Source organism: Bifidobacterium sp. ESL0704 (genome assembly GCF_029392075.1).
In the GTDB taxonomy this organism is placed as follows: domain Bacteria; phylum Actinomycetota; class Actinomycetes; order Actinomycetales; family Bifidobacteriaceae; genus Bifidobacterium.
In genome coordinates, this window is the sequence record NZ_CP113929.1 from 510,323 (window position 1) to 532,042 (window position 21,720).

Annotated in this window: 21 protein-coding genes and 2 tRNA genes; 15 read left to right on the forward strand and 8 right to left on the reverse strand. The window is 57.3% G+C overall.

The annotated features are described in order from the left end of the window. Positions 1 to 181 precede the first annotated feature (181 nt). The 3 genes from OZX64_RS01705 to coaD are packed head-to-tail and all read right to left on the reverse strand — an operon-like array spanning position 182 to position 2,232. Entirely contained in the window at positions 182 to 817 is a 636-nt protein-coding gene (locus OZX64_RS01705) for a DUF177 domain-containing protein (RefSeq protein ID WP_277173375.1), read from the reverse strand. A 45-nt stretch (positions 818 to 862) separates the two neighbouring features. After that, on the reverse strand, positions 863 to 1,738 hold the full coding sequence (locus OZX64_RS01710; RefSeq protein WP_277173377.1) for a cell division protein: 876 nt from the start codon (positions 1,736 to 1,738) through the stop codon (positions 863 to 865). After that, positions 1,738 to 2,232, reverse strand: coding sequence for a pantetheine-phosphate adenylyltransferase (gene coaD / locus OZX64_RS01715; RefSeq protein ID WP_277156360.1), 495 nt, complete (start codon positions 2,230 to 2,232; stop codon positions 1,738 to 1,740). The genes OZX64_RS01710 and coaD overlap by 1 nt, the downstream gene beginning before the upstream one ends. A 203-nt stretch (positions 2,233 to 2,435) precedes the next feature. On the opposite strand from coaD, the gene OZX64_RS01720 reads away from it, so the two are divergent. The 3 genes from OZX64_RS01720 (at position 2,436) to OZX64_RS01730 (ending at position 4,214) form a co-directional block, all read left to right on the forward strand. Then, positions 2,436 to 3,131, forward strand: coding sequence for a hypothetical protein (locus OZX64_RS01720; protein WP_277173379.1), 696 nt, complete (start codon positions 2,436 to 2,438; stop codon positions 3,129 to 3,131). Further along, positions 3,128 to 3,748 carry a hypothetical protein gene (locus OZX64_RS01725; protein ID WP_277173381.1) on the forward strand — a complete coding sequence of 207 codons (621 nt, stop codon included), beginning with the start codon at positions 3,128 to 3,130 and terminating at the stop codon, positions 3,746 to 3,748. Before OZX64_RS01720 ends, OZX64_RS01725 begins: the two co-directional genes overlap by 4 nt. Before the next feature lie 190 nt (positions 3,749 to 3,938). Then, positions 3,939 to 4,214, forward strand: coding sequence for a DUF3039 domain-containing protein (locus OZX64_RS01730; protein WP_277174928.1), 276 nt, complete (start codon positions 3,939 to 3,941; stop codon positions 4,212 to 4,214). Positions 4,215 to 4,624: 410 nt separating this feature from the next. On the opposite strand, the gene OZX64_RS01735 is transcribed toward OZX64_RS01730, so the two are convergent. Beyond that, positions 4,625 to 5,947 carry a nicotinate phosphoribosyltransferase gene (locus OZX64_RS01735; protein ID WP_277173383.1) on the reverse strand — a complete coding sequence of 441 codons (1,323 nt, stop codon included), beginning with the start codon at positions 5,945 to 5,947 and terminating at the stop codon, positions 4,625 to 4,627. A gap of 518 nt (positions 5,948 to 6,465) precedes the next feature. Between OZX64_RS01735 and OZX64_RS01740 the strand changes: the two genes are divergently transcribed. The 3 genes from OZX64_RS01740 (at position 6,466) to OZX64_RS01750 (ending at position 8,931) form a co-directional block, all read left to right on the forward strand. Then, positions 6,466 to 7,104, forward strand: a complete 639-nt coding sequence (locus OZX64_RS01740; protein WP_277156357.1) for a Pr6Pr family membrane protein — start codon at positions 6,466 to 6,468, stop codon at positions 7,102 to 7,104. Between the two features lie 209 nt (positions 7,105 to 7,313). Further along, positions 7,314 to 8,078 carry a ribonuclease PH gene (rph, locus tag OZX64_RS01745; protein ID WP_277173385.1) on the forward strand — a complete coding sequence of 255 codons (765 nt, stop codon included), beginning with the start codon at positions 7,314 to 7,316 and terminating at the stop codon, positions 8,076 to 8,078. 178 nt (positions 8,079 to 8,256) lie between these two features. Then, entirely contained in the window at positions 8,257 to 8,931 is a 675-nt protein-coding gene (locus OZX64_RS01750) for a non-canonical purine NTP pyrophosphatase (protein WP_277173387.1), read from the forward strand. Between the two features lie 277 nt (positions 8,932 to 9,208). Here OZX64_RS01750 and OZX64_RS01755 read toward each other — a convergent pair whose 3' ends face one another. Beyond that, a complete protein-coding gene (locus OZX64_RS01755; protein WP_277156354.1) occupies positions 9,209 to 10,210 on the reverse strand; it encodes an AEC family transporter in 1,002 nt (333 codons plus the stop codon). A gap of 294 nt (positions 10,211 to 10,504) precedes the next feature. Between OZX64_RS01755 and OZX64_RS01760 the strand changes: the two genes are divergently transcribed. Together OZX64_RS01760 and OZX64_RS01765 are read left to right on the forward strand one after the other, a co-directional pair. Next, positions 10,505 to 11,212 carry a GNAT family N-acetyltransferase gene (locus OZX64_RS01760; protein WP_277173389.1) on the forward strand — a complete coding sequence of 236 codons (708 nt, stop codon included), beginning with the start codon at positions 10,505 to 10,507 and terminating at the stop codon, positions 11,210 to 11,212. A 295-nt stretch (positions 11,213 to 11,507) separates the two neighbouring features. Further along, positions 11,508 to 11,589, forward strand: a tRNA-Leu gene (locus OZX64_RS01765). Between the two features lie 209 nt (positions 11,590 to 11,798). Here OZX64_RS01765 and OZX64_RS01770 read toward each other — a convergent pair. Then, a complete protein-coding gene (locus tag OZX64_RS01770) occupies positions 11,799 to 12,326 on the reverse strand; it encodes a YbaK/EbsC family protein (RefSeq protein ID WP_277173391.1) in 528 nt (175 codons plus the stop codon). Between the two features lie 169 nt (positions 12,327 to 12,495). Here OZX64_RS01770 and OZX64_RS01775 point away from each other — a divergent pair, with 169 nt between their 5' ends. Beyond that, on the forward strand, positions 12,496 to 12,972 hold the full coding sequence (locus OZX64_RS01775; RefSeq protein WP_277173393.1) for a flavodoxin: 477 nt from the start codon (positions 12,496 to 12,498) through the stop codon (positions 12,970 to 12,972). A gap of 397 nt (positions 12,973 to 13,369) precedes the next feature. Here OZX64_RS01775 and OZX64_RS01780 read toward each other — a convergent pair whose 3' ends face one another. Continuing rightward, complete coding sequence (locus tag OZX64_RS01780) at positions 13,370 to 14,434, reverse strand: 2,3-butanediol dehydrogenase (RefSeq protein WP_277173395.1); 1,065 nt, start codon at positions 14,432 to 14,434, stop codon at positions 13,370 to 13,372. Between the two features lie 347 nt (positions 14,435 to 14,781). On the opposite strand from OZX64_RS01780, the gene OZX64_RS01785 reads away from it, so the two are divergent. From OZX64_RS01785 to OZX64_RS01800, 4 genes are all read left to right on the forward strand, one after another. Beyond that, positions 14,782 to 15,570: a hypothetical protein gene (locus OZX64_RS01785; protein ID WP_277173397.1), complete on the forward strand. Its 789-nt coding sequence runs from the start codon at positions 14,782 to 14,784 to the stop codon at positions 15,568 to 15,570. Between the two features lie 206 nt (positions 15,571 to 15,776). Next, positions 15,777 to 16,262 carry a MarR family transcriptional regulator gene (locus OZX64_RS01790; protein ID WP_277173399.1) on the forward strand — a complete coding sequence of 162 codons (486 nt, stop codon included), beginning with the start codon at positions 15,777 to 15,779 and terminating at the stop codon, positions 16,260 to 16,262. Continuing rightward, on the forward strand, positions 16,259 to 16,504 hold the full coding sequence (locus OZX64_RS01795; protein ID WP_277173401.1) for a hypothetical protein: 246 nt from the start codon (positions 16,259 to 16,261) through the stop codon (positions 16,502 to 16,504). The genes OZX64_RS01790 and OZX64_RS01795 overlap by 4 nt, the downstream gene beginning before the upstream one ends. A gap of 159 nt (positions 16,505 to 16,663) precedes the next feature. Further along, entirely contained in the window at positions 16,664 to 18,160 is a 1,497-nt protein-coding gene (locus OZX64_RS01800; RefSeq protein ID WP_277173403.1) for a DHA2 family efflux MFS transporter permease subunit, read from the forward strand. A gap of 180 nt (positions 18,161 to 18,340) precedes the next feature. Here the strand turns inward: OZX64_RS01800 and OZX64_RS01805 are convergent. Beyond that, positions 18,341 to 18,413 (reverse strand) — tRNA-Thr (locus OZX64_RS01805). 298 nt (positions 18,414 to 18,711) lie between these two features. Between OZX64_RS01805 and OZX64_RS01810 the strand changes: the two genes are divergently transcribed. Together OZX64_RS01810 and OZX64_RS01815 are read left to right on the forward strand one after the other, a co-directional pair. Beyond that, positions 18,712 to 20,058 (forward strand): sugar phosphate nucleotidyltransferase, encoded by a 1,347-nt coding sequence (locus OZX64_RS01810; RefSeq protein WP_277173405.1) that lies wholly within the window; start codon positions 18,712 to 18,714, stop codon positions 20,056 to 20,058. Positions 20,059 to 20,243: 185 nt separating this feature from the next. Beyond that, positions 20,244 to 21,704: an acyltransferase family protein gene (locus tag OZX64_RS01815; RefSeq protein ID WP_277173407.1), complete on the forward strand. Its 1,461-nt coding sequence runs from the start codon at positions 20,244 to 20,246 to the stop codon at positions 21,702 to 21,704. Positions 21,705 to 21,720 lie beyond the last annotated feature (16 nt).

Sequence of the window (21,720 nt, forward strand, 5' to 3'; positions counted from 1 at the left end):
GGTAAGGGCGGCTGCTGGAGGTCTTGTGACGCTAACGACTCGGTAGGCGTCGTGAATCCTCCGGTAGTGGGTTGTGCTGGAGGTCTTGTGACGCTAATGGCTCGATAAATGTCGTGAATCCTCCAGCAATGAAAGTCTGTTGGAGGATTCACGACGCACGAATATTGAGCTGGTAATGGAATCAGCCGCGGTTGCTTTCAGCCGCGCCTTCTTCCTTCTCCAACTTGGTCTTAAGACTGGCCAAAGCGGAAAAACGGTTGTCGACCACGTCGTGATGGTGATCGGGATTGTCGTTCAGGTTGATGCCGCACTGTGAGCACAGACCTTTGCAATCCGGCCTGCACAGGGGCTGCAAAGGCAGCTGCTCGACCAGCGTGTCGCGCAGCAGGGTCTCGAGATCGGCGAAATTGCAATCCGGGCTCAGCGGGTAAGTGTCCTCCGACTCGTCCTCGCCGGCGATGATATCGATATCTTCGTCGTGCTTGCCACGCCCGCTATCGGCGTTGACGCTCGCTTTGGCGGAATCATAAGGGAAGAACGCGGTGACGGCCATGCTCCAGCTACGCTTGATCGGCGTCAGGCAACGGACACATTCGGCGTGAACCGGTGCGTCGAAGTGGCCGTTGAAAATCAGCCCATCGACGATGGAATCAAAGGAGCCGGATACCTTTACCGGTGCCCCTTCCTTGACTCCGATGATGTTGTCGCCAATGCCGCTCGGAGCCGGGAAATCGGCGTCGACGGTTTTGCTCTGGCCGGGACGCGAGACGATCTGCCCCACGGAGACGGCCCATTGCGAATCTTCAGGTCTGCTCATATATGCTTATCGTTCTTTCGGATATTGGTGTCTTGTTTGTTTTCGTTATTCGGTTTTCGTAGCCGTTGCTTGGCTTTGGGCGAGTGCATCGGCTTCGGTGGCCTCCAGCTGTTGCGCGGCCTCGTGTTGGCGTTTGTCGATGACATCGATGCCGTTGCGAATGTCGCGGTCGTAGGTGGAGACCTGCTCTTTCAAGGCTTTCATCACATCGGCGCAATAGGCGTTGGCACCCTGCACCAGCTTGGTCGACCTGGTCCGGGCGTCATCGACGATCATGCGCGCCTTGCGTTGCGCCAAATCCACGACGCGCTCCTGGCCGGCGAGAATCTGCGCCTGTTCCTCGGCGTTCTGCTTGATTTGCGCGGCTTGGCTCTGTGCCTTGGCCACGATGGCCTGTGCTTCGGATTGCGCGTTCTGCAAGCGTCGCTCGGCTTCACGCATGAGCGAGGACGCGCGTTCAAGCTGAACGGGCAGCATGGATTTGAGCTGGCCAAGCTGGTCGAGGAACTCGTCGCGGTCGAGGCGCACCATGCCGGGCGCGAAAATGCTCGACTTGGTCTCCTCGATAGAGGAACTCATCTGATCGATGATGTCATAAACCGTGGTGAACTCGTCGCGGCTTTTGCTTTCGGCGTTAATGCTGTCTTCGGTATCGGGGGCGGTGACGCCTGCAGGTGTGTCGTCATGACGTTCCCTCAAATCGGGAAGGTCGTTCGGTGAGGCGAAAAGCGGCCTGGCGGTTTGCAAAGCATCCGACTCGTCGCTTTCTGCCGCGTCGTCGTAGGCCTCGTTATCGCTATCGTCAGCGGAATCTCTGGTGACGTTGGCCTCCCGGCTGTGGTTCGGCGAAAGGTCGTCAATCGGAATGACCTTGGAAAGGGTGTCGTCATCCTCGTCGTTGAGGTTTGCTTCGTTCGCCATCATTGACTCTTTTCTCTCTGAAGTTGTTCGGCGAGCATGCCGACCACGCAATCGGGCACCATGCCGGTGACATCGCCGCCGTGGCGCGCCACATCCTTGACGATGGTGCTGGAAATATGCTCGAGTATCGGGTTTGCGGGCAGGAACATGGTCTCGACGCCGGAAAGCTTGCGGTTGACCAGCGCCATCCCCAGCTCGGCCTCGTAATCGCCGTTCTGCCGCAACCCCTTGACGATAACCGACGCCCCGACCTTGGTGCAATAGTCGGTGATCAGCCCGTCGGTCGAAGCGACTATCACGTGAGGATAGCCGTCTTTGACCAGCGCCCGCTTGATGACGTCCACACGAGTGTTTTCGGAGAACATCGGGGTTTTCGCGGAGTTGACAGCCACCACGACGTGTACCGTCTCGAAGATGCGCGCGCTGCGTTCGATAACGTCCAAATGCCCTGCCGTGACTGGATCATATGAGCCTGGGCACACTGCAATAGTCATATCACCAACAATAACGCCTGACGCTGATTTCCGCTGTGCCAAGCGAGGCGCAGAGTATGCGGCAATGAGATATCAGGTACGATGAAAAGGAGGAAACATGCCGACTGCGGCACAAAACGTTGGTCTTTGGTTGCGTGTCCAAGCTTGTGTCGTGGTCGGTAAAAAGGATTTCGGTAGGGCAGATACGGCAAGAAGGTCGGTGAATGCGCAGAAGCAATAGACGGTTGGCCGGTCGCGGTGCGGCGTTCGTGATGACGTTGCTCGTCATGCTGACGGCGGTGGCGGGTTGCGGTGTGCTGAAACAGAGCGCTCCCACGCATAACGTAAAGTATCGGATCGGTGTCAACGAAACCGGCACAACAACGGTCAGGGATGTCATGTTTCCCCCGGAACTGGTCGCCAGGCTTTCCGAGGACGGCAAAGGTGTCAGCTCCCAGGAGATAGAGTCTCGGATTCGTGCGGCCGGCGACGATTACAGCTCGCTGTGCTATGTTGATGACCAAGGTTACCTTATATTGCGCGTCGACGATGACCAGAACGACAAGGCCGTCAAATGGATCGAGCGTCGCATCGATGTCGAAGCCGAGGCGTTTTTGGAGAAAAGCCCGTATTATCACTATCGGATCTGGCACAAGGACGAGGCGGATGACGCCACCGGCAAGCCGCCTTTGATGCGCGTGTGGACCGACAAAGACCTGCCGCGTTCCATGATACCGAGCATTTTCGGCATGATTCCGGCGCTGATCGGTTTTGAGTATTACATGAAGGACAAAAGCCATACCCGATACGATATGAGCATCCTCCTTTATGACGGTCTGGCGAACAAACAGGTCGATCGGCACGAGTTTATGGGCGATAGGATGTGGGACTTCCCGTACAGGAAATTCGGTGGGAAATGATGACGGGGAACGCAAAAGGAACTGCGGCAGACGCCGCAAAACCATGGCTTGGGTTGCGCAGAATCATGGCGTTGCTCGTCGTCGTGGTGTTTGCGCTCGTCGCGTTGCCGGGCTGTTCCGGGCTTAAACCGATCAAAACCGCAGCCAAGACGAATCCTGACAAAATGGAGACAATCGTCATGCCGTGCGCGGATAAGGACAAGAAAAAGGCGGCGAAAGAATTCAAAAGCAGCGGGGACTTCACCGACGTCACCGTCAACAAGAAGGGTGAGCTGGTCTTCAAGGTCACCGAGCGGCAGCGGCGCAGGGAGATCATCGATCGGGAGCACGAGATCAACTATTACGCCGCAGGGTTTCTGTCTCGCAAACCCGAATACCATTACACGGTCAGCAAGGATCTTTCTCGTTTTTCGGTTTGGCTGGACAAGGATTCGGCCCCTTGGTTCTGGGGCACGTTCCCGTACGATACCATGGTGCTGCATTATTTCAGACGCCAGCCCGGAACGTTCAAGATGCACGTGACCATGTTCAATTGTCATACAGGTAAGGAGGTCGATGACTACGACGCTCTCGATCCCGGCGGCCATCGGTGGACGCAGGATCAATTCGGCGATTGAGATGATACCGGCAGGATGATGACTGATTGGCCGTGGCGCGGTAAATGCCCGACGTTATGATGGAGGCAAGTATTGTGATGAGGGGTGTACGGCCGGATAAGCGGACAATCGGGTAGTCAAATAAGGAGACGTTATGACTGGCTTTTTCGAACTGTTGAATATTGACGGGCGGCCGAGTGATTGGCGTGATATGGCGGGATTCGAGAATCCTTCCGAGGATCCGGATTCCGGTGCGGGAACGGCGGTTCTGGAACGACCGGAAACCAAAGAGGAAAATAAACTTGACGACAACGGTGATGCGGATCGTTTTGCGCATTATGTTTCGCGCGACCGTATGCGTGAATCGCAGCTTACCGGGCGGCCCGTGGTGGCGTTGTGCGGCAAGATCTGGGTGCCGAAGCATGATCCTTCAAGGTATCCGGTTTGCCCCGATTGCAAGCGTATCTACGAGGAAATGATGGGCTGAGTGCTCGGTATCGGCTTTCTGCCGGTTAGGGGTTCGGGGCGCGTCGACAATTGATGCACTCCGAACCCCTGATGAATTTTTATGCTAAGGCAATTCGTTGAGACTGTTCGTTGAGACTGTTTGTCGAGACTGTTCGTTGAAAACTGTGATGAAATTGTGAATTCGCGTGATTTGGACGTTCTTGGTGCATCCAACATGGTCTAAATCCATGAAATCAAGGTCATATCGTGTGTTTTTGGGGGACTTGGTGCACCAAGTCCCCCAAAAATGACTAAAAATGGAGGGAATCGCATGAAAAATGCGCACTTGGTGGCACCAAGATTGCCGATGAGTTGAAATGTGTTGATGAACGACAAAAATATGGGTCTTGACTCTCTTGTGAAAGTCAAGACCCATATGGGTTTCGGTATTCAGAGTACGTCGATTTGTGTCGGGATTGACGGATCGCCCTTCATCAACGACTGCGCGGTGATCGGCAGTTCGGCCAGGGCCTTTGCATGGTAGTCGTGCGCGGTGGTGATGGCGTCGTGGCCCTGATACTGCTTGTTGGCCTCTCCATGGTCCATGTAGGTGACCATGAGGTCCTTCCAGCCGTCTTCGGGCTGGAATTTGGCGAGTTTCTCCTCGGACCCGGAGATGACGTGCTCGCCGTTGGCAAGCCCATATTCGTAGGAGCGGAAGGCCAGCTTGCGGCCCGGCACTGTGGCCTTGTGTTCGGATTTCTTGGCGACGGGCACCATCTCGCCGTCCTCGCCTTCGCGTTCGGTGAGTTTGTAGACCATTGCGCAGGTGGGCGCGCCGGAACCGGTCACCAGCATCGTGCCCACCCCGTAGGAATCGACAGGCGCGGACTGCAGGGCGGCCAGCGCATATTCGTCGAGGTCGTTGGTCACGGTGATCTTCGTGTTCTTCGCGCCCAGGGCGTCGAGCTGGTTGCGGGTCTGCTGGGCCAGCGCGGCGAGATCGCCTGAATCGATGCGTACGCATCCCAACTCGGGGCCGGCCACCTCGACGGCGGTCTTGATGGCTTGTTTGATGTCGAAAGTGTCGACCAGAAGGGTCGTGTTGGCGCCCATGGCGTTGATCTGTGAAGTAAAGGCATCGCGTTCGGAATCATGGACGAGGGTGAAGCAGTGGGCCGAGGTGCCGATGGCCTTCAGGCCGTAAAGTTGGGCGGCCAGCAGGTTGGCGGTGCCTTGGAATCCGCCAACTACGGCGGCGCGAGCGGCGGCTACGGCGGCCCATTCGTTGGCGCGGCGCCCGCCCATGTCCATGCAAGGGCGCTTGCCCGCTGCGCTTGACATGCGCGAGGCGGCGGCGGCCACGGCGGAATCATAATTCAGAATTGAAAGCAGCAGCGTCTCGAGCAGGGTGCATTCGCCGAATGTGCCTTCGACCTCGAGGATGGGGGAGTCCGGGAAGTACATCTCGCCTTCGCGGTAGCCCTTGATCGAGCCGGTGAATTTGAAGTTGCGGAGCCATTCGATGGTCTCGGGGCTCACGATTTTGCGGTCGGAGAGGAACTTGAGGTCGTCGTCGTTCAAGTGAAAACGCTCGAGTGCGTCGAGGATGCGCCCCGTGCCGGCGACGACACCGTAGCGGCGGCCTTCGGGCAGGTGACGGGTGAACACCTCGAAAACGCATTTGCGGTTTGCGGTTCCGTCCCTGAGCGCTGCGTCCAGCATCGTGTATTCGTACATATCGGTCATTAAAGCCGGTGAATAATCCAGCATCACATGCTCCCTTAAGGTTGTGCTCCGTGCCCTTGGTGTCGTCGATGTGGCCGGCTCGGACATGGGATTTGCGTTGTCGGTTGCGCCCGGCCGCGGTGTTTTTTTCATCTTGATTCTAACCCGATACAGCGATTAATGGTAATTATGACTATAAGTAGACATTTCGGTGGTGTGTTTCGTTTCGTCCCTTGTCGGTTTCCCGATACGTATGTGGTTGGGCGCTGAGCGTTGGCGATTTGGCTTGCTGAGTGCTGGAGGGAAAGACGGCTTCTTGTTCCGGACATCCGGCCTGAGTTGACGGTTGCGTTTCTGGGGATGGATGAAACCCCGACGGTTGCTGCTGGCCGTGCCGGAAATCTCGAGCCCTGCATGGTTGAGACGAATGTCAGGCGCATGGCTGTAAAGGTTACGAAGGCCCTCGGCCCGTCATACGGTACACGTAGGTGGGGGTGATTGCTTGGAAGGCTGGAATAATTTCGGGTTTCGTATTTTCGTGAGTTATCCATAAACTGGCTTGCATGAAATATTTTGTCGGAATATATCGTCTCGTCATCGCGTTTCTCTGCCTGGCCTGGACGAGCGTGGCCTGGGGCGAGCCCAGCTATTGGGTCTACTTTACGTACGAAACCAATTTTCTTTTGGGTCTGGTGATGCTTTGGGCCGGTGTCGCATGCCTCATCGACGGCAAGCAGCCGCCCGCTTGGCTCAAAGGCATCCTGACGCTGTATATCGTGATTACCGGCGTCGTGGCGGCCACGCTGCTGCCGCCGGCCAATCCCGCCACCGCGAAATACGTGTTCGGCGTCATGACCAATGTCATCCTGCACAGGGTAGCGCCGATCATGGCGGTTATCGATTTCATTCTTTTCGATGCCCATCGCCGCTTCAAATGGCACTACACGCTTACCTGGCTCATCTATTTCCCGTTCTATCTGGCCTTCGTCCTGATTCGTGCGCAACTTTGGCCGCATTCCGGGCCTGAGGCCGGCGGCAATCCGTATCCGTACGGTTTCATCGATGTCAACGCAATCGGCTGGAACCAGATGTGGATCAATATCGCGATGTGCATCGTCGCCTTTGCCATCATGGGGCTGGTCATTTTCCTGATCGACAAGGTGCTGCCGAAGAAACCGTTGATTGGCAGCGTACGCAACTGAGCGATATGGCAGTACGGTAAAGAATGCGCCTTTTCTAGCAGTCCTACGGTTTGATGCTAGGAAAGGCGCATTTGGCGTTTGAGGGTATGCCATATTGGGGGAGTGTGGCTCTGCCCGAAAGCAGGCGGATGATATTGCGCGCGGTGTGGGATTCGCTGAAGCAGCAGGCTCTGTAATCTGACGTGACCGGCTGATGGTAGGTTGGCGGTATGGCTGAAATCAAAGATTTACTGGATAAAAGTACTGTGGTGCGCCCCGATGGACGTGCCGTCGACGAGCTGAGGCCCGTCAAAATCACGCGTCATTTCACCGATGCCCCGGAAGGTTCCGTGCTCATCGAATGTGGCAACACCCGTGTGATGTGCACCGCGACGTTCACACCGGGGGTTCCGCGTTGGCGCAAGGATTCCGGGCTTGGTTGGGTTACTGCGGAGTATGCGATGCTGCCGCGCGCCACTTCCGAACGCACACCGCGAGAATCGGTCAAGGGCAAAGTCGGCGGACGTACACAGGAAATCAGCCGTTTGGTCGGTCGCTGCCTGCGCGGTGTCATCGATATGAAGGCGCTGGGCGAGAACCAGGTGCAGCTGGATTGCGATGTGCTGCAGGCCGACGGAGGCACCCGCACGGCTTCGGTGACCGGTGCTTATGTCGCGCTGGTCGATGCGTTGCACTGGGCCGAACAGCACAAGCGCATCCGTTCGGCGCAGAAGGCGATCAAGGACCAGATTTCCGCCGTTTCGGTGGGCATCATCAACGGCACTCCGATGCTTGATTTGCCGTATATCGAGGATAGCCAGGCCATGACCGACATGAACGTTGCCATGACCGGTTCCGGCAAGTTCATCGAGATCCAGGGCACCGCAGAGCATCGCCCCTTTACCCGTGACGAGCTCAATGTGCTGCTTGAGCTGGCCGAAAAGGGCAACAAGGAGCTCCAGCGCGCGCAGAACGAGGCGCTCGCCAAGGACTAGCGGCGGCTGCGAGATTTTGCGTCGCAAATGCGCCATCATCTGAGACTGCTGGAGGTTTTGTGTCGCCAATGGTGCGTTTGGCGTCATGAAAGTGCCGCTAGTTGAGGTTGGTGGAGGTTTTGCGACGCGGACTATGTCAATAAACGAATGTGCAGGCATACAACAGTAAGGAAACGCTATGAAAATCGTCGTCGCCACGCATAATGAAGGCAAGCTACCGGAGATTCGCAATATCATCGAAGCTGAGTTGGGCCAGGCCGCGCAACATATCGAGCTGGTGTCCGCTGGTTCGATGAATCTGCCGGACCCCGTTGAAACGGGTGTGACCTTTGAAGAGAATGCGCTGCTCAAGGCGAGGGACGTGGCCAGGCGGACCGGATTGCCGGCGCTCGCCGATGACAGCGGGCTGATCGTCGATGTGCTTGGCGCGGCCCCAGGCATTCTTTCGGCGCGCTGGTCGGGCGTGCACGGCGATGACGAGGCCAACATCGATCTGTTGCTCGCGCAGATCGCCGACATTCCAGACAACAAGCGCGGTGCCAGATTCTGTTGTGATGCGGCGCTGGTGGTGCCGCAGGACTGCCGTGAACAGCGCGATGACGGTTCGGTGCCGCAGGCGCAGGAAGTGGCCAGGCTCGGCGAAATGAAGGGGACGATCATCCGTCAGCGCCGTGGCGACAACGGTTTCGGCTACGATCCGATTTTTGTGCCGGACAATCAGCCCGGCCGCCGCAACGCCAACGGCGAAAAACTGACCAGTGCCGAGATGACCGCCGAAGAGAAGAACGCGATTTCCCATCGCCACAAGGCTTTCGTCGCCTTGGCCCCTGAAATCAAGGAACTCATCGGCTGAGCCGCGGACTTGGGCTTATAGACCACAAAATGGTATTTAGGATGGGGTCAGGCTCGCGGGGGAGGGGGCAGCTGTTTCGCGTTACTGTTTTTAAGCAGGGAACCGGCGGAAGACGAGCTTCTTCGTAAGAATCCGAAACAAGCATATAAGCTGAGCGCAAATGAGCTTTATCGATGAACCCGAGCAAATTGCAATGCAGTGAGAAATGGTATTTTAGGTCCGTTTCGATGCTTTTCTTCCTGATTCATCCGTGCCGCTGTACAAGCGAGCGCATCCGCTACATGTGAATCAGCAGGTGTGCCACGCTCATCATGATCGTGCCGACCACCGCGGTCAGGCAGAGGATGAAGCCGGCGAGCTTGGCGTTGCCGAGTACCTTGTCGGTGAACATCGTCGAGAAAATGGCCGTCGGTGCGAGGCAGCACATGGCGGCGGTCTCGCGGATCAGCGGGCTGAACGGCAGGATATACCAGGCCAGCAACGCGAAAATAATGGCACACGGCAGGCGCCAGGCCATGACCTCGCCGACGGATTTGAGGTCGCGCTTCGAGGCGGGCAGATCGGTGAGCATACCGACCATCACCATCGAACAGAACGCGTTGGCCGCTGAAAACGGTTGCGAAACCTGGGCGATCCACGTCGGGAAATGGAAGTCGAAAAGCATCAGGATCAGCATCAGAATATAGGTGTCGAACGCCGGAGAGGAGACGAAACCTTTGATGACGTTGCGAATCAGCGCACGGCGCTGCAATCTGCGGGCATCGCGGTCGGTGGCTTTGATGCGCGGCAGTACGGGTGCGTCGCCGGCGTTCTGTTCGGCCAGCGTCTTGCCGGGGGCGATGTGCAGCAGGTTCTGCGTCATCACGTTCGTGCCGGCGGCGACCATGATGTCATTGCCGATGTCGAACATCGCGGCGGGTATCAGCGCGCCCGGGCCAAGAAACGCCTGAACCATCGGGAAGCAGAAGCAGCCGACGTTGAATCCGCCGCCGTTGAGCATCAGAAACGCGCGGTCGGACACCGGACGATGGCGGGTGGTGAGGAAAATCAGCAGTGGTGGAATCGTCGCGGCGCAAAACGAGAAGCCGGAAAGCAGCAGAAGGTTGAGTTTGTGCGGATTGGTGGCAAAGGAGTAGATGATGACACCTGGCAGAACGATATCGAATTCGAGCACCTGCACCACGCGATAGTCTTTCGCCCCTAAGATGCCGCTTCGTTTGAAGAGGTATCCAAGCGCGATGATGAGCAACAGTGTCGCCGGTTGAATGAGTGCTGACATGGGCTTGGTTTCTCTCTTTTCCTGCGTGACGGTATGGCCAATGATTCGTTGTACTTTGACATATCATAGACTTCGGCGTTGCCTAGACCGGGCGGAATTCCCATACAATGTCATCAATATCAAAATAGGGGATGTCTGGTGTCGTGATGTCATCTCGCTTGTCCGGATATGGGAGGGGCCGAAAGCGCTGGATCCCTCGCGTTTGTTGTGTCGGTTGGCATTGCAGGATGGTGCGAGCTGAAAAGGTGGCCGGGACCGTAGAATATCGAGAAGAGTACAAGGGGTGATGGTCTGATGGCAAGTTCGACGAATTCAGTGGATTCAGGTTCGCGGGTTTCGAGCCTTATCAGGCGGTGCGGCGTCGACGATGCCGGGATGCTGCACCGGCTGAGCGTTGAAACGTACGTCGATACCTTCGACGGGACGAGTTCGGACGCCGATATGCGAAAATTCCTCGAAGAGTCATACGCCGAGCCGATCCTGCGTGATGAATTGGCCAATCCCGATTCGATGTTTTTCGTCATGGTGGTGCCTTCTTGCGCACAAGTCGGGACGAAAGCGCGGGTTGGGCCGGGTACGCGCAATACGGACGATTCCGTTGTTCTCACTGATTTCGTCGATGCCTGCAAGGGCGATGATTCCGAGGTTTCCGGTTCCGGCAAAGCCGACGATGGCGGTGCTCGGACCGGAATTCCCGCAGGCTATATGAAGCTCAATTTCGGCTTGGCACAGATCGAGGATATGGGGCCTGGCGCGATGGAAATCCAGCGTCTTTACATTCAGAAGGCGTTCAAAGGGCATGGGTTTGGCACCCGGCTGATGAATCTGGCGTTGAAAACGGCCCGCGAACGCGACCTGCACAAGGTGTGGCTTGGCGTGTGGGAGCACAACGAGCCCGCGAAACGCTTCTACTCCGGCAAAGGTTTCGTGCGTGTCGGCCAGCATGCGTTCTGGCAGGGAGATGACAAGCAGACCGACTATCTGATGGCGCGTGAGGTGTGATGGGGTTTGCTGCAGCATGATCGGCAAAAGCGAGGTTTTGTGCAAGTTGTCGCGTGCGGCTTGGCTTCTGGCGCGGCGGTGCAGAGATAATCACACTTATCGTCTGTTTTTTGTGATTTTCTCTGTAATTGATTGGGAAACGCAGAAGTAATCACAGAAATCGCCGTATTTTTGTGATTACTTCTGCAACTTGTGGACTATGACAAGGCGAGTGCGATGGTACCCGCATCTTGTCGGCGGTGATCGGCGGTGGCCGCGCATTGTGCGGGACGTCTGGTAAATTGAATGGTGTTACGCGCGCATGGCGGAATTGGTAGACGCGCAGGATTTAGGTTCCTGTGACTTTGTTCGTGAGGGTTCGAGTCCCTTTGCGCGCACTTGGTTTTAGGTTCTGAATGCAAGCCGGCAGCGGCGTCGGGCAAGCTTTCGATTGATGTTTCAGGCGTTCGGGGCCGTTGTGCCATTGCCGTACACCGCAGCGGTGCCAAAGTTGGAACGGCTAGGAAATGCTCGAATTGCCCTGTACGGCAAGCAGCATAGAACCATTGGGAAGCGTGGGGTGTCGGGCTTTTAGAGCAGCTCTGCGTCAGAGCGCGATTGGCGTAATCGTGTAGCCAAGCAGCTCGCAGAATTTTTGCAGATCCGTATAGCTGACAACCAAGGTCTCGGTATTTTTTCCGGCGTGGAAACCAAGCGCTGGCTGATGGCACAGTTGCGTGTCGACCAGCAATCGCAGATTGGCGACATGGCTTTCTGGTACGGCCAGCGGAGAGACTAACCCGCTGACGGTGTGCAATACGGCGGCAAGCTCGTCGGCGCTTGCGAAATTCAGGCTGCTGCGGCTGGTTTTCAGGGTTTGCGCGAGTTTTTTGAAATCGATTCGCGCCGTGGGCGAGGTCATCAGCAAGAAATAGGTGTCGTCTCTTTTGTTGCGGACAAGCATGTTCTTGGCGATGAGGCAGTCGAATTCGAGGCTGCGTTCCATGGTGGTCACCGGGTCGTGGCGAATGGTCCGATAGGCGATGCCCAGTCGTTCGAGCCGGTGTTGGTAAAACGTGTTGTTGCCGTCGTCCAGTTGCGTCATCGTCACCTCGTTATGTTGTGTTGAAGCCATTATATGGTGTGCTCGCGAAGCGGCGTTGCAGCGCGGTTCGCTTGTCTCGAATTCGATAAGAAACGATAAAGCTTGTGAGATATGTCACTTTTGTATGGGTTTGGCTTACACTGTGTTTTGGTGTCATTGAGTTCGGATCCTCAATGATTATCGGGAGAAAGGGAGCTTCATGGCCGACAAAGTATTGGTAACGTATTGTTCTGTTTCGGGAAACACGCGCGCTGTGGCGCAGAAGTTGGCGAAGGTCGCCAAGGCCGATATTGAGGAGATCCGGCCGTCGATGCCCTATATCGCCTCCGACCTCAACGCGGATGACGACAAAAGCCGGGCGAGCGTCGAGCATGCCGTCGATGCCCGCCCCAAGATGGCTGCTTCCATCGATGTCAGCGGCTATGACGTGGTGTTCGTCGGTTATCCGATCTGGTATGGTGTCGCGCCGCAGATTGTGCGCACGTTCCTGGAAAGCCAGGATTTCTCGGGCAAGACCGTCGTCACGTTCGCCACTTCCGGCGGGAGTCTTGACGGTGCAAACGGAGAGCATCTGCATGGTTGCGCGCCCAAGGCGACGTGGAAGACCGGTCGTCGCTTCACTGCGGATGTAAGCGAGGAGACGTTGTCCGGGTGGGTCAAGGAACTTGGCATATAAGTCGGCGCTATGGGATTGTGCGTGCGCTATGGGATTGTGTGGTGCCTTGGGATTGTGCGTGCGCAACGGGTTGCCGCTTCGTGCTTGGCGTTGTCCCAGATTGTTCGGACGCAATGGTTTCGGATTAATGCACTTGATGCTTGACTTGGCTGCCGGATAGGTGACCATAGCTGCGGAAAGTGGCGCGATAACGATCCGCGATCCCGTTTTTAAGCGGTGGCTTTATAGGAAACGGGTTGTTGCCGCGCTTTCGGCGATGGCATCGGTGTCGGTTTCGGTGTCTCATAAAACTCCGGCATCGGTCGTGGTATGTATGAAAAGGGCCGCTGCCCGAAGGCAACGACCCGTTTTGTTGGCAATGTGGTCTCGGCTATAAGGCCGAGAAGTCTGATGTTCTTTAGAGTTCTACGAGGATCTTGACGTGATGCTCGCCGTCATTGCGCAGTTTCTCAAAGCCGTCCTTGACGATGTCCTCGGCCTTGATCTTGTCGGTGATGAACGGCGAGAGATCGACGCCCTTCTCGCGCACCATCTTGATGACCTTTTCGTGATCATTGGCGTAACCCAGTGAAGCCTGGATGTCGCGCTCGGCAAAGGTCAATTCGTTGGTGACGTTGATCTCGAGCGGCTTGACATGGACCGCGACGATTTCCAGTTTGCCTTCCTGCTTGAGGCAGGAAAGCAGCTGATGGACCACAACGCCGACGCCGGCGCAATCGAAGGCGACATCGGCACCCTTGCCGTTCGTCTCCTTGCGTACGCGTTCGTTGAGGTCTTCCTTGCTCGGATCCACGACGATATCGGCGGCTCCGGATTCCAAGGCCTTGTTCTTGCGGACCTCGGAAAGCTCGGAAATAATGACTTTGGCGCCCTTGGCCTTGAGCACGGTGCCGACAAGCAGCCCGATCGGTCCGGCACCGCCGACCACCACGGTGTCGCCTGCTTTGACGTCGGTACGGCGAACGGCGTGATAGGCCACGGAAAGCGGTTCGATGAGCGCGGCCTGGTCGAGCGGCATGTCGCCGACGGGGAAGACGCGCTTGGCTTCGACGACGATATGCTCGCTCATGCCGCCGCCGCCTCCGTTGATGCCGATGAAGCCCAGCTTCTCGCAGACGTTGTAGTTTCCGGACTTGCAGGCATCGCATTCGCCGCAGACCATGACCGGCTCCACCACCACGCGGTCGCCGACCTTGAGGTCGGTGTCGACATCGTCGGCGATGGCTTCGACGGTGCCGGAGAATTCGTGTCCGAACACGACCGGAAGCGTCTCGCCGGAGAGCGGGTGCGGTTCGGTGGCTGAGTTGCCGCCGTTCTGCTCCCCGTCGTAATAGAGATGCAGGTCGGATCCGCAGATTCCGGTGAAAGCGGGATGAATCTTTATTGTCCCGGGTTTGAGCGTCGGTTCTGGGATATCGTCGATCTGAACGTGTTCCTTACCGTAATAACGAACAGCTTTCATGTTTTGCCTCCTTGCAAATATAAATTGTTCTTTTATTGTACGTGGAGATTATCGATAAATATCGAAAAAGAGTAACTAAAAATGATTGATTCCTCACATAAGAATGATTGCCATCTTCTAAAATAGTTGTCTGAAATCATTCTGACTAAATAAAGTCGTATCGAACCGGAAAGCAAGAGCGGCGCTGCAAAACAATTGCGGGCGGGGCCTGGTCTGGCAGGTTTTGGATTTGCTGCTTTCCGATTGACTCGGTTTACCGGTGGGGGAGTCTGCGGCGCTGATCGGTGATTTTTCGTTCGGATGGGGCAGCGGGCCGATTCTTGATGCTGGCCGTTATCATAGTGTCTATGAGTCCGTACACTAGTGGCTATCAGCAACCGTCTTATCCGCAGCCGCCAAGGTACCCTCAGCCTCCGGTCTCCCCGTATCTGCCGCCCCAAAAGCCGAAAAAGCACGTCTCCAAAATCGTGATCATCGTAAGCGTCATAGCGGCGATCGCGTTGTTGATCGTGTTCGCCCCTTATCTCATCTTGTTCAGCTTTCCTCTGATGGCCGGTTTGGACGACATGCAGAGGCGGGCCGACATCCCCGCTCTCGCGCGGTCTCAGGAGGCCAAGGCGCTGTATTCGGATTGCGTGCGAACGTGGGTGGAACCCGGCGCGTTAACCGATAAGGCCGTGGACGGGCACGGCAAGCCGGTCATCACGTCGTATAGCATCGACACCTCTCGCAAAAGCGTCAGCACCACGCCGGTCAGTGTCGGCTTTCGTTTCACCGTCAACAACAATCCGGACACATTTCTGTCCATCTCGCTGTCTGGCGGGGAAGCGGGTGGCGGCGATGAAAAATTGAGTTGCGAAGCCGATGCGGAGGATTCGCCAATGCTCATGAAGGCGCTCCAAAAGCATTATGGCGGATGCTTTGATGGCGATGACCCGACCCCGCATGACGGGGAGCCGCTGTGCGTCGAGGGCAACGGCGAGGGGCAGCTTATCGAATACATGCGCGTGTGTGACGGCGAGCCTGACGGCAGTATCCATGCATGTCCGCCGCCGAAGAGCGATGATGACGACGATGACAACGATAACGGCGCTGGCGGGTTGCCGGGGATGCCCGAAATACCGGATGGAAATTAATCAATGGCGTTCGGTGTGGCAATGTTCCAGCGTCGGTTGTCGGCGTTGGTCGTCCCCGAGCGCAAGTCGGCCGATGGAATGCCAAGTCTGGGTGTTCATGCCCTCACGCTGTTGGCTTCAAGCATTTGAAGTCAAAACAGCAGATTGAACGATACCTTTTGTTTGCAATAAGTCGGGCGCGGGAATTAGTGTAGCAAGCTATGGGTATGGACGAGACGAAGTTCAACACGGCCGGAGCTGATAGTTTGGGGCCGCTGATCAAGGTGGCGAATACCTTGATCGAGAAGGAGCTTAACAACCGCGTCGCTTCGATGTTCGAAGGCTATAGCCTCACCGGGCCGCAGATTACGTTGATGGTTTATCTGCACGACGCGCACGGGCACGCCGTCACCCAGCGCGAGATTGCCGACCGGTTCGTGTTGAGCCATCCCACGATTCGGGGCATTGTCAAGCGGCTCGAAAGCGCTGGTCTTATCAAGACTTCGCAGCTGGAAAGCGACCGGCGGCAGATTCTGCTCGAGCTCAGCGACGCGGGGCAGCGGCTGATGGACCGGCGTGCCGATGATATCCATGCCGTGATGGGGCAGATTAACGCACGCATTACCGATGGCTTGAAAGGCTCCGAGCAGAAGATGTTGGTCAGCACGCTCAAGCGAATCATTGCGAACTTTTCGGCAGGGGCAGCGCAATGAACGCGACGGTTGATGACGATTGCGTTGCAGGGAACACCGATATGGGGTTGATTGGCACTTGCGTGCTGCGGCCGGTGATAAGCCGATTGTTTGGAACGGTGGAATTCCGCGGTATTGGTGAAAAGACAATTGGTATATCGGGTATTTTCTTGGCACTGAAGCCGTCGATGGGCATGAACGTGATTTCATTGCTGTGGTTGGCCGAGGCTGGAGGGGACCGGCGCGTAATTTCACGTCGATAAGGCGATCTTTTTTATCCAAACTGTAGCTTGCTATAAATTTAGGAAAGGCTGGCAATGACAAATCAACAATCGCAAAAGCGGAAAGACGGGCAGCGCAACGTTTCGGGTGCGCGGTCGGTAACCGTACAATCCACACCATCCGAATCGGGGAGTAATAAGATGCAATCTGCAAAGCAGAAAGATGCGCGGCAAAAAGCTGCGGTTTCGCAATCCGTATCCGGGCAGGGAAGCGGGGTATCGGTTTCGTCGATTACTTCGCGTCAGCGCGGGCTGATGATGGCGGTGCTGCTGCTCGGTTCGTTCACGGCGCTGATGGCCGAGACGTTCCTGAACAACGCGCTGCCGACGATCATGGGGGCGTTTTCGGTCAGTCAGGCTACGGCACAATGGCTGACAACCGCCTACCTGCTGGTGGTCGGGCTGATGATTCCGATGTCGGCGTGGGTGTTCGAGTCCTTCAATCTGCGCACCACGTTCGTGACCTTGATGTCCGTTTTCTTTGTCGGTTCGCTCGTCTGTATTTTCGCGCCGAATTTCTGGGTGCTGCTCGCGGGCCGCATCATCGAGGCGATTGCCGCTGGCGGACTCATGCCGTTCATCCAGAACGTCATCCTCATGATGTTTCCGCCGCAAAAGCGCGGCATGGCCATGGGCATTACCGGCTTGGTCATCGGTTTCGGACCCGCGGTCGGCCCCACCATTTCTGGCCTGATCCTCAAGGTCTCGGGTTTCAAAACGCTGTTCATCATCCTCGCGCTCGCCAGCGCCGTCACCGCGATTCTCGCCGTCCCGCTGGTACGTAACATCACCTCGCCGCGTCCCTGCACCACTGATGTCATCTCCTTCGCCGAGTCCATCTTCGGCTTCGGCCTCATCCTTTATGCGCTGTCCGAGGTCGGCAACACCGGGCGCATCACGTTGCTGCTTGCGGTGCTGTTCGTCGTCGGCGTGGTCATTATGGCGCTGTTCTGCATCCGCCAGTTCAAGCTTTCCAAGCCGTTGCTTGACCTTCACGTTTTCGGCAACGCCCGCTTCAACCTGTGCACGCTGTTAAGCACCATCGCGAACATCGCCATGGTCGGCATCGAACTGGTGCTGCCGCTCTACCTGCAGACCACACGCGGCGAATCGGCGTTGGTCAGCGGCTTGGTGATGATGCCCGGCGCCTTGGTGATGGTGGTCTGCAACCCGATTTCCGGCACACTGTACGACAAGCTCGGCATCAAGAAGCTCTCGCTCTTCGGCTTCCTGATGCTCTTACTTGGTTCGGTGCCGATGCTCTGGTTCAGCGCGAAAACCAGCCTGTGGCTCATCGGCCTATGCTACGCGCTGCGCATGGTCGGCATATCCTTCACGATGATGACCACGTTCACCGCCGGTATCAACTTGAGTGCCGCCCGCCTTACCGCCCATGCCAACGCCGCTTCGTCCACAGTTCGTCAGGTCGGCGGCTCGTTGGGTACGGCGCTTGCGATGCTGGTCATCTCGCTTGCCGCCACCTCCCAGGCCTCTACCGGTAAGGCCGCCGCGCAAGCCATCGGCTACAACTGGGGCTTCATCCTCATGGTCGTTTTCGCCGTTATCGGTCTCGTCGCCTCGTTCTTCCTGCCAAACGCCGACACCGAGCATAAGGCCATCGCCACCGAGAGCGAGTAAGCACAGAACCGCGGAATATGGTCTTGCTGCGTCGAAAAGCACCTTTTCGGGGCTGATTTGCTGCTTTTCGACGCTGGTCTTGAAATGACTGCGTCGAAAAGCATGATTTGAGGCTGTTTTTCGTGCTTTTCGACGCAGATTCGCGATTGTGCACTAATTGTTAAGGGAGTGAATCAAAAGAGCCGCTTGACAGAATCGAACTGTCGACCTTCTCATTACGAGTGAGACGCTCTACCAACTGAGCTAAAGCGGCAATTGCCCGAGCGGTATGCACCACTCGCGCACAAAACAATAATAATACCGGGTACTGTGTATTTTGTCCACAAGCGTCGCGTTCGGCCGTGTCTTGGGTTCAGCGTGATTCGCTTTATCGGTCATGTTTCGGCAGATAAACCGTGAAATCACAGAGGTTGAATCGCCGCGTCGTTGAAAGGCGTGAACGCAGTGTGTAATGACAACGGGCCGCGCGACAATAGACCAAGAGATGTAAGGAGCAGTCAGGCTGGAAACGCGCGAAAGGGGATGGCAATTTGGAAAAAACAATGTCGGACATGCCAAGCAGGGGTTTCGAGGACTTTTATGCCATCATTCCCGCCGGCGGCACCGGCTCAAGGCTCTGGCCGCTCAGTCGCGGGGCGAAGCCTAAGTTCCTGTACGATTTGATGGGCAGCGGACGCACGCTGATCCAGTCCACGTTCGATCGGCTTGCGCGGCTCGCCGGCTCCGAACGCATCGTGGTCAGCACAGGTTGGCGGCATGTCGCTGCGGTCGAGGCGCAACTGCCGGAGCTCAAGGAATCCAACATTTTCGCCGAGCCTGTGCCGCGCGACTCGACGGCGGCCATTGCGTTGGCCACGGCGATTTTGGCGCGGCGACACGGCGAGCATATCGTCGTAGGGTCGTTCGCAGCGGATCACGTTATTCGAGGCGATGAGTCTTTCGCCGAGGCGGTGCGTCAGGCGGTGGCGGCGGCGCGTGCCGGATACGTGACCACGATCGGCATTGCCGCCTCGCGGCCGTCCACGGCTTTCGGCTATATCCATCAAGGCCGTTCGTTGGCTGCCGAAATCCCGGATGCGCCAAGCGCGCGTCTGGTGGAGCGTTTCGTTGAAAAACCCGATTCAGCCACGGCCCAGGCCTACCTTTCCACCGGTGAATACCGTTGGAACGCCGGCATGTTCGTGATGCGCGCCGACGTGTTGCTCGACCATCTGCGCGAATACAAGCCAGACATGTATGATGCGATTTCGCATATCGCCGATGCTTATATGGCCGTCGATAGCGATGCTGATAGTGACGAGGCCGCCTCCGAGGCCGAAATCGCGGCAGCGAAGCATGCGGCGACCAAGGCGGGGAACGGCGAAGACGGAGAGCATGCGGATGTGATTGGTGCTATTGGCGGTGATAGCAACAATAGCGGTGATGGCGATAGTCCCGCTGACTCCGACGGCGGTAACGACGCTGGTGCTGGTAATGAGGCCACTGTCGACAACGAGGCGATCGATGAGGCGATGGCGACCTACTGGCCGGGCATCGAGAAGATCGCGTTCGATTACGCGGTGGCCGAGCCGTTGAGCGTGGCCGGAGGCGTGGCGATGGTTCCCGGAGATTTCGGCTGGGACGATATCGGCGACTTCAATTCCGTGGCAGCGCTCCTGCCCAGCACCGGAAGCCGCAACATCAAGATCCTGGGCGACAGCGACAAGGTCGTCAGCCTCGACAGCGCCGGCGACGTGGTGATGCCGCTGACCGAACGCACCATCGCGCTGCTCGGCGTCAACGACATGGTCGTCGCCGACACCCCCGATGCGCTGCTCGTCGCGCCGCGCGCCCGCAGCCAGGAGGTCAAGGATCTGGTCGCCTACCTCGAGCGGGTCGGCTACGACGATATCCTCTGAATTGATCTGATCGGTCGCTGGATCGGGGCGCTGAGTCTGAATCGATGGGTTTGGGGCCCGAGCGGTCAGGGCCGATGGGATGAACCGTTAAAGGCTGAATGTTTGGTGGCCGATGCCGGAAATCCAAGCTCTGCGGCTAAGGGAAGCCTGCCTGCGAATCTGGCGATAAGGGTATGGTGGACGGCATGTCCGAACAGTCCATAAGCCTCGCCTCCGGTACGTTGAACGCGTCGGAGGCGGGAGCCGATAATCCTGGCGATTCCTCTCAGGGTCGGGGGCGTGTTCTCGGCAAGCGTCATTCGCGTATTTTCGCCGTCGAATTGTTGCGGTTGCTGGCGATTGTCGGCATAGCGGTATTCCATACGTTCCTGCTCGTCTTCGAGCAGATCGCCGTCAACGGCCCGCACGCGCTGTCGTCGGCTGTGCAAGCCGGCACGGCTCCATCGTTCGTCGCCATTGTCTCTTCGACTCCGCTGGCGGTGTGGCTGGTTGCCATGCTCATGTTCCTGGGGGCGTGGGGCAATCACATCTTTTTCATGATTTCGGCGTTCTTTCTGGTCCCGCGCATGGCCGAGCGTTCGCGGCACCGGGGATTCGTGCGCGATGAGTGGAAACCGTCTGTGCTTCGTATCGCGAAAGTGCTTGCCGCGGTCGTGTTCTATGTAGCGGTGCTGGCCGTGATCGACCGCTGGGTGGTGCCGATTCAGATGGTCGGTGGTGTGCGTGAAGTGATATTCAGCCTTGAATTCGTGTGGCTTTATGCCCTATTTATATTGCTCGCACCGTTCATCGGCTGGTGCATCGAACGGTGCCGCAAGAAATGGTGCGGGGCATTGTGGGTGGTTGCGCTCGTTGTGATCTATGGGCTCAACGTCTATGTCGCAATCAGCGGTCGCAACTTCTTCGATTCCCTGAGCGTTCTGGACTGGCGCAAGCAGATGAGTGCCGTCACCTATTTCGCCTCCTATCTTTGTGCCGGGGCTTTGGGTTGTGCTTGGCGGCGTTGGTACGCGAGAGGTTCTTCGAAGCTCGGTGCCGCGCCTCGTTGGCTGACCCGCCGCTTCTGGGCGATTGCCTTGGTCGGGCTGATCGTTGTCGCGAGCGGCATCGTCGCCTTGGCGGCGTTCGGGGGTCATTACGGGCTGCTGATGGTGCTTTCGTTCAAATCGACTTCCGTCATCTCGTTCCTGCTCGCGGTGTGCTCGCTGATGTGTGCCGCGTGCCCGGGCGCGCAAGCCGAACGATCCGGCTCGTTAGATGCGCAACGTGGTGCGAAATCGTCATTGGAAAGCGATGCTGAGCCTGATCATACGCCGCGCGACGAGAAAACGGAGAAGCGGTTCTGGGCAAGCATGAAAGCCTTCGCTCGTCGCGCTGTTACGGCGCTTGCTTCTGGGATTCTGGGCTTCTATGTCGTGCAGGCGCTCACGTATTATTCCTGGATCGGCGTGCAGAGCCGTTTCGCCGATCCCGTTGCGGCCCGTGTTGCCAGTGCCTTCGCGGTTGGAGGGACGCAGGCCTGCGTGGGTTGGCTTGCCGATTGGTTCCTGGTCGAGGTCGTTTTTTCGCTGGTGTTTGTGCTTCTGGTCTGTCTTGTCGACCGTTTCGTCCGTCAACCGCTGTTGCGTTTGATCAAGTTGGCATAGAGAAATCTAGCGTCAA

Coding starts and splice junctions, on each gene's coding strand:
- OZX64_RS01705 (WP_277173375.1), bottom strand. CDS start 817: ATGAGCAGACCTGAAGATTCGCAATGGGCCGTCTCCGTGGGGCAGATC.
- OZX64_RS01710 (WP_277173377.1), bottom strand. CDS start 1,738: ATGGCGAACGAAGCAAACCTCAACGACGAGGATGACGACACCCTTTCC.
- coaD (WP_277156360.1), bottom strand. CDS start 2,232: ATGACTATTGCAGTGTGCCCAGGCTCATATGATCCAGTCACGGCAGGG.
- OZX64_RS01720 (WP_277173379.1), top strand. CDS start 2,436: ATGCGCAGAAGCAATAGACGGTTGGCCGGTCGCGGTGCGGCGTTCGTG.
- OZX64_RS01725 (WP_277173381.1), top strand. CDS start 3,128: ATGATGACGGGGAACGCAAAAGGAACTGCGGCAGACGCCGCAAAACCA.
- OZX64_RS01730 (WP_277174928.1), top strand. CDS start 3,939: ATGGCGGGATTCGAGAATCCTTCCGAGGATCCGGATTCCGGTGCGGGA.
- OZX64_RS01735 (WP_277173383.1), bottom strand. CDS start 5,947: ATGCTGGATTATTCACCGGCTTTAATGACCGATATGTACGAATACACG.
- OZX64_RS01740 (WP_277156357.1), top strand. CDS start 6,466: ATGAAATATTTTGTCGGAATATATCGTCTCGTCATCGCGTTTCTCTGC.
- rph (WP_277173385.1), top strand. CDS start 7,314: ATGGCTGAAATCAAAGATTTACTGGATAAAAGTACTGTGGTGCGCCCC.
- OZX64_RS01750 (WP_277173387.1), top strand. CDS start 8,257: ATGAAAATCGTCGTCGCCACGCATAATGAAGGCAAGCTACCGGAGATT.
- OZX64_RS01755 (WP_277156354.1), bottom strand. CDS start 10,210: ATGTCAGCACTCATTCAACCGGCGACACTGTTGCTCATCATCGCGCTT.
- OZX64_RS01760 (WP_277173389.1), top strand. CDS start 10,505: ATGGCAAGTTCGACGAATTCAGTGGATTCAGGTTCGCGGGTTTCGAGC.
- OZX64_RS01770 (WP_277173391.1), bottom strand. CDS start 12,326: ATGGCTTCAACACAACATAACGAGGTGACGATGACGCAACTGGACGAC.
- OZX64_RS01775 (WP_277173393.1), top strand. CDS start 12,496: ATGGCCGACAAAGTATTGGTAACGTATTGTTCTGTTTCGGGAAACACG.
- OZX64_RS01780 (WP_277173395.1), bottom strand. CDS start 14,434: ATGAAAGCTGTTCGTTATTACGGTAAGGAACACGTTCAGATCGACGAT.
- OZX64_RS01785 (WP_277173397.1), top strand. CDS start 14,782: ATGAGTCCGTACACTAGTGGCTATCAGCAACCGTCTTATCCGCAGCCG.
- OZX64_RS01790 (WP_277173399.1), top strand. CDS start 15,777: ATGGACGAGACGAAGTTCAACACGGCCGGAGCTGATAGTTTGGGGCCG.
- OZX64_RS01795 (WP_277173401.1), top strand. CDS start 16,259: ATGAACGCGACGGTTGATGACGATTGCGTTGCAGGGAACACCGATATG.
- OZX64_RS01800 (WP_277173403.1), top strand. CDS start 16,664: ATGCAATCTGCAAAGCAGAAAGATGCGCGGCAAAAAGCTGCGGTTTCG.
- OZX64_RS01810 (WP_277173405.1), top strand. CDS start 18,712: ATGCCAAGCAGGGGTTTCGAGGACTTTTATGCCATCATTCCCGCCGGC.
- OZX64_RS01815 (WP_277173407.1), top strand. CDS start 20,244: ATGTCCGAACAGTCCATAAGCCTCGCCTCCGGTACGTTGAACGCGTCG.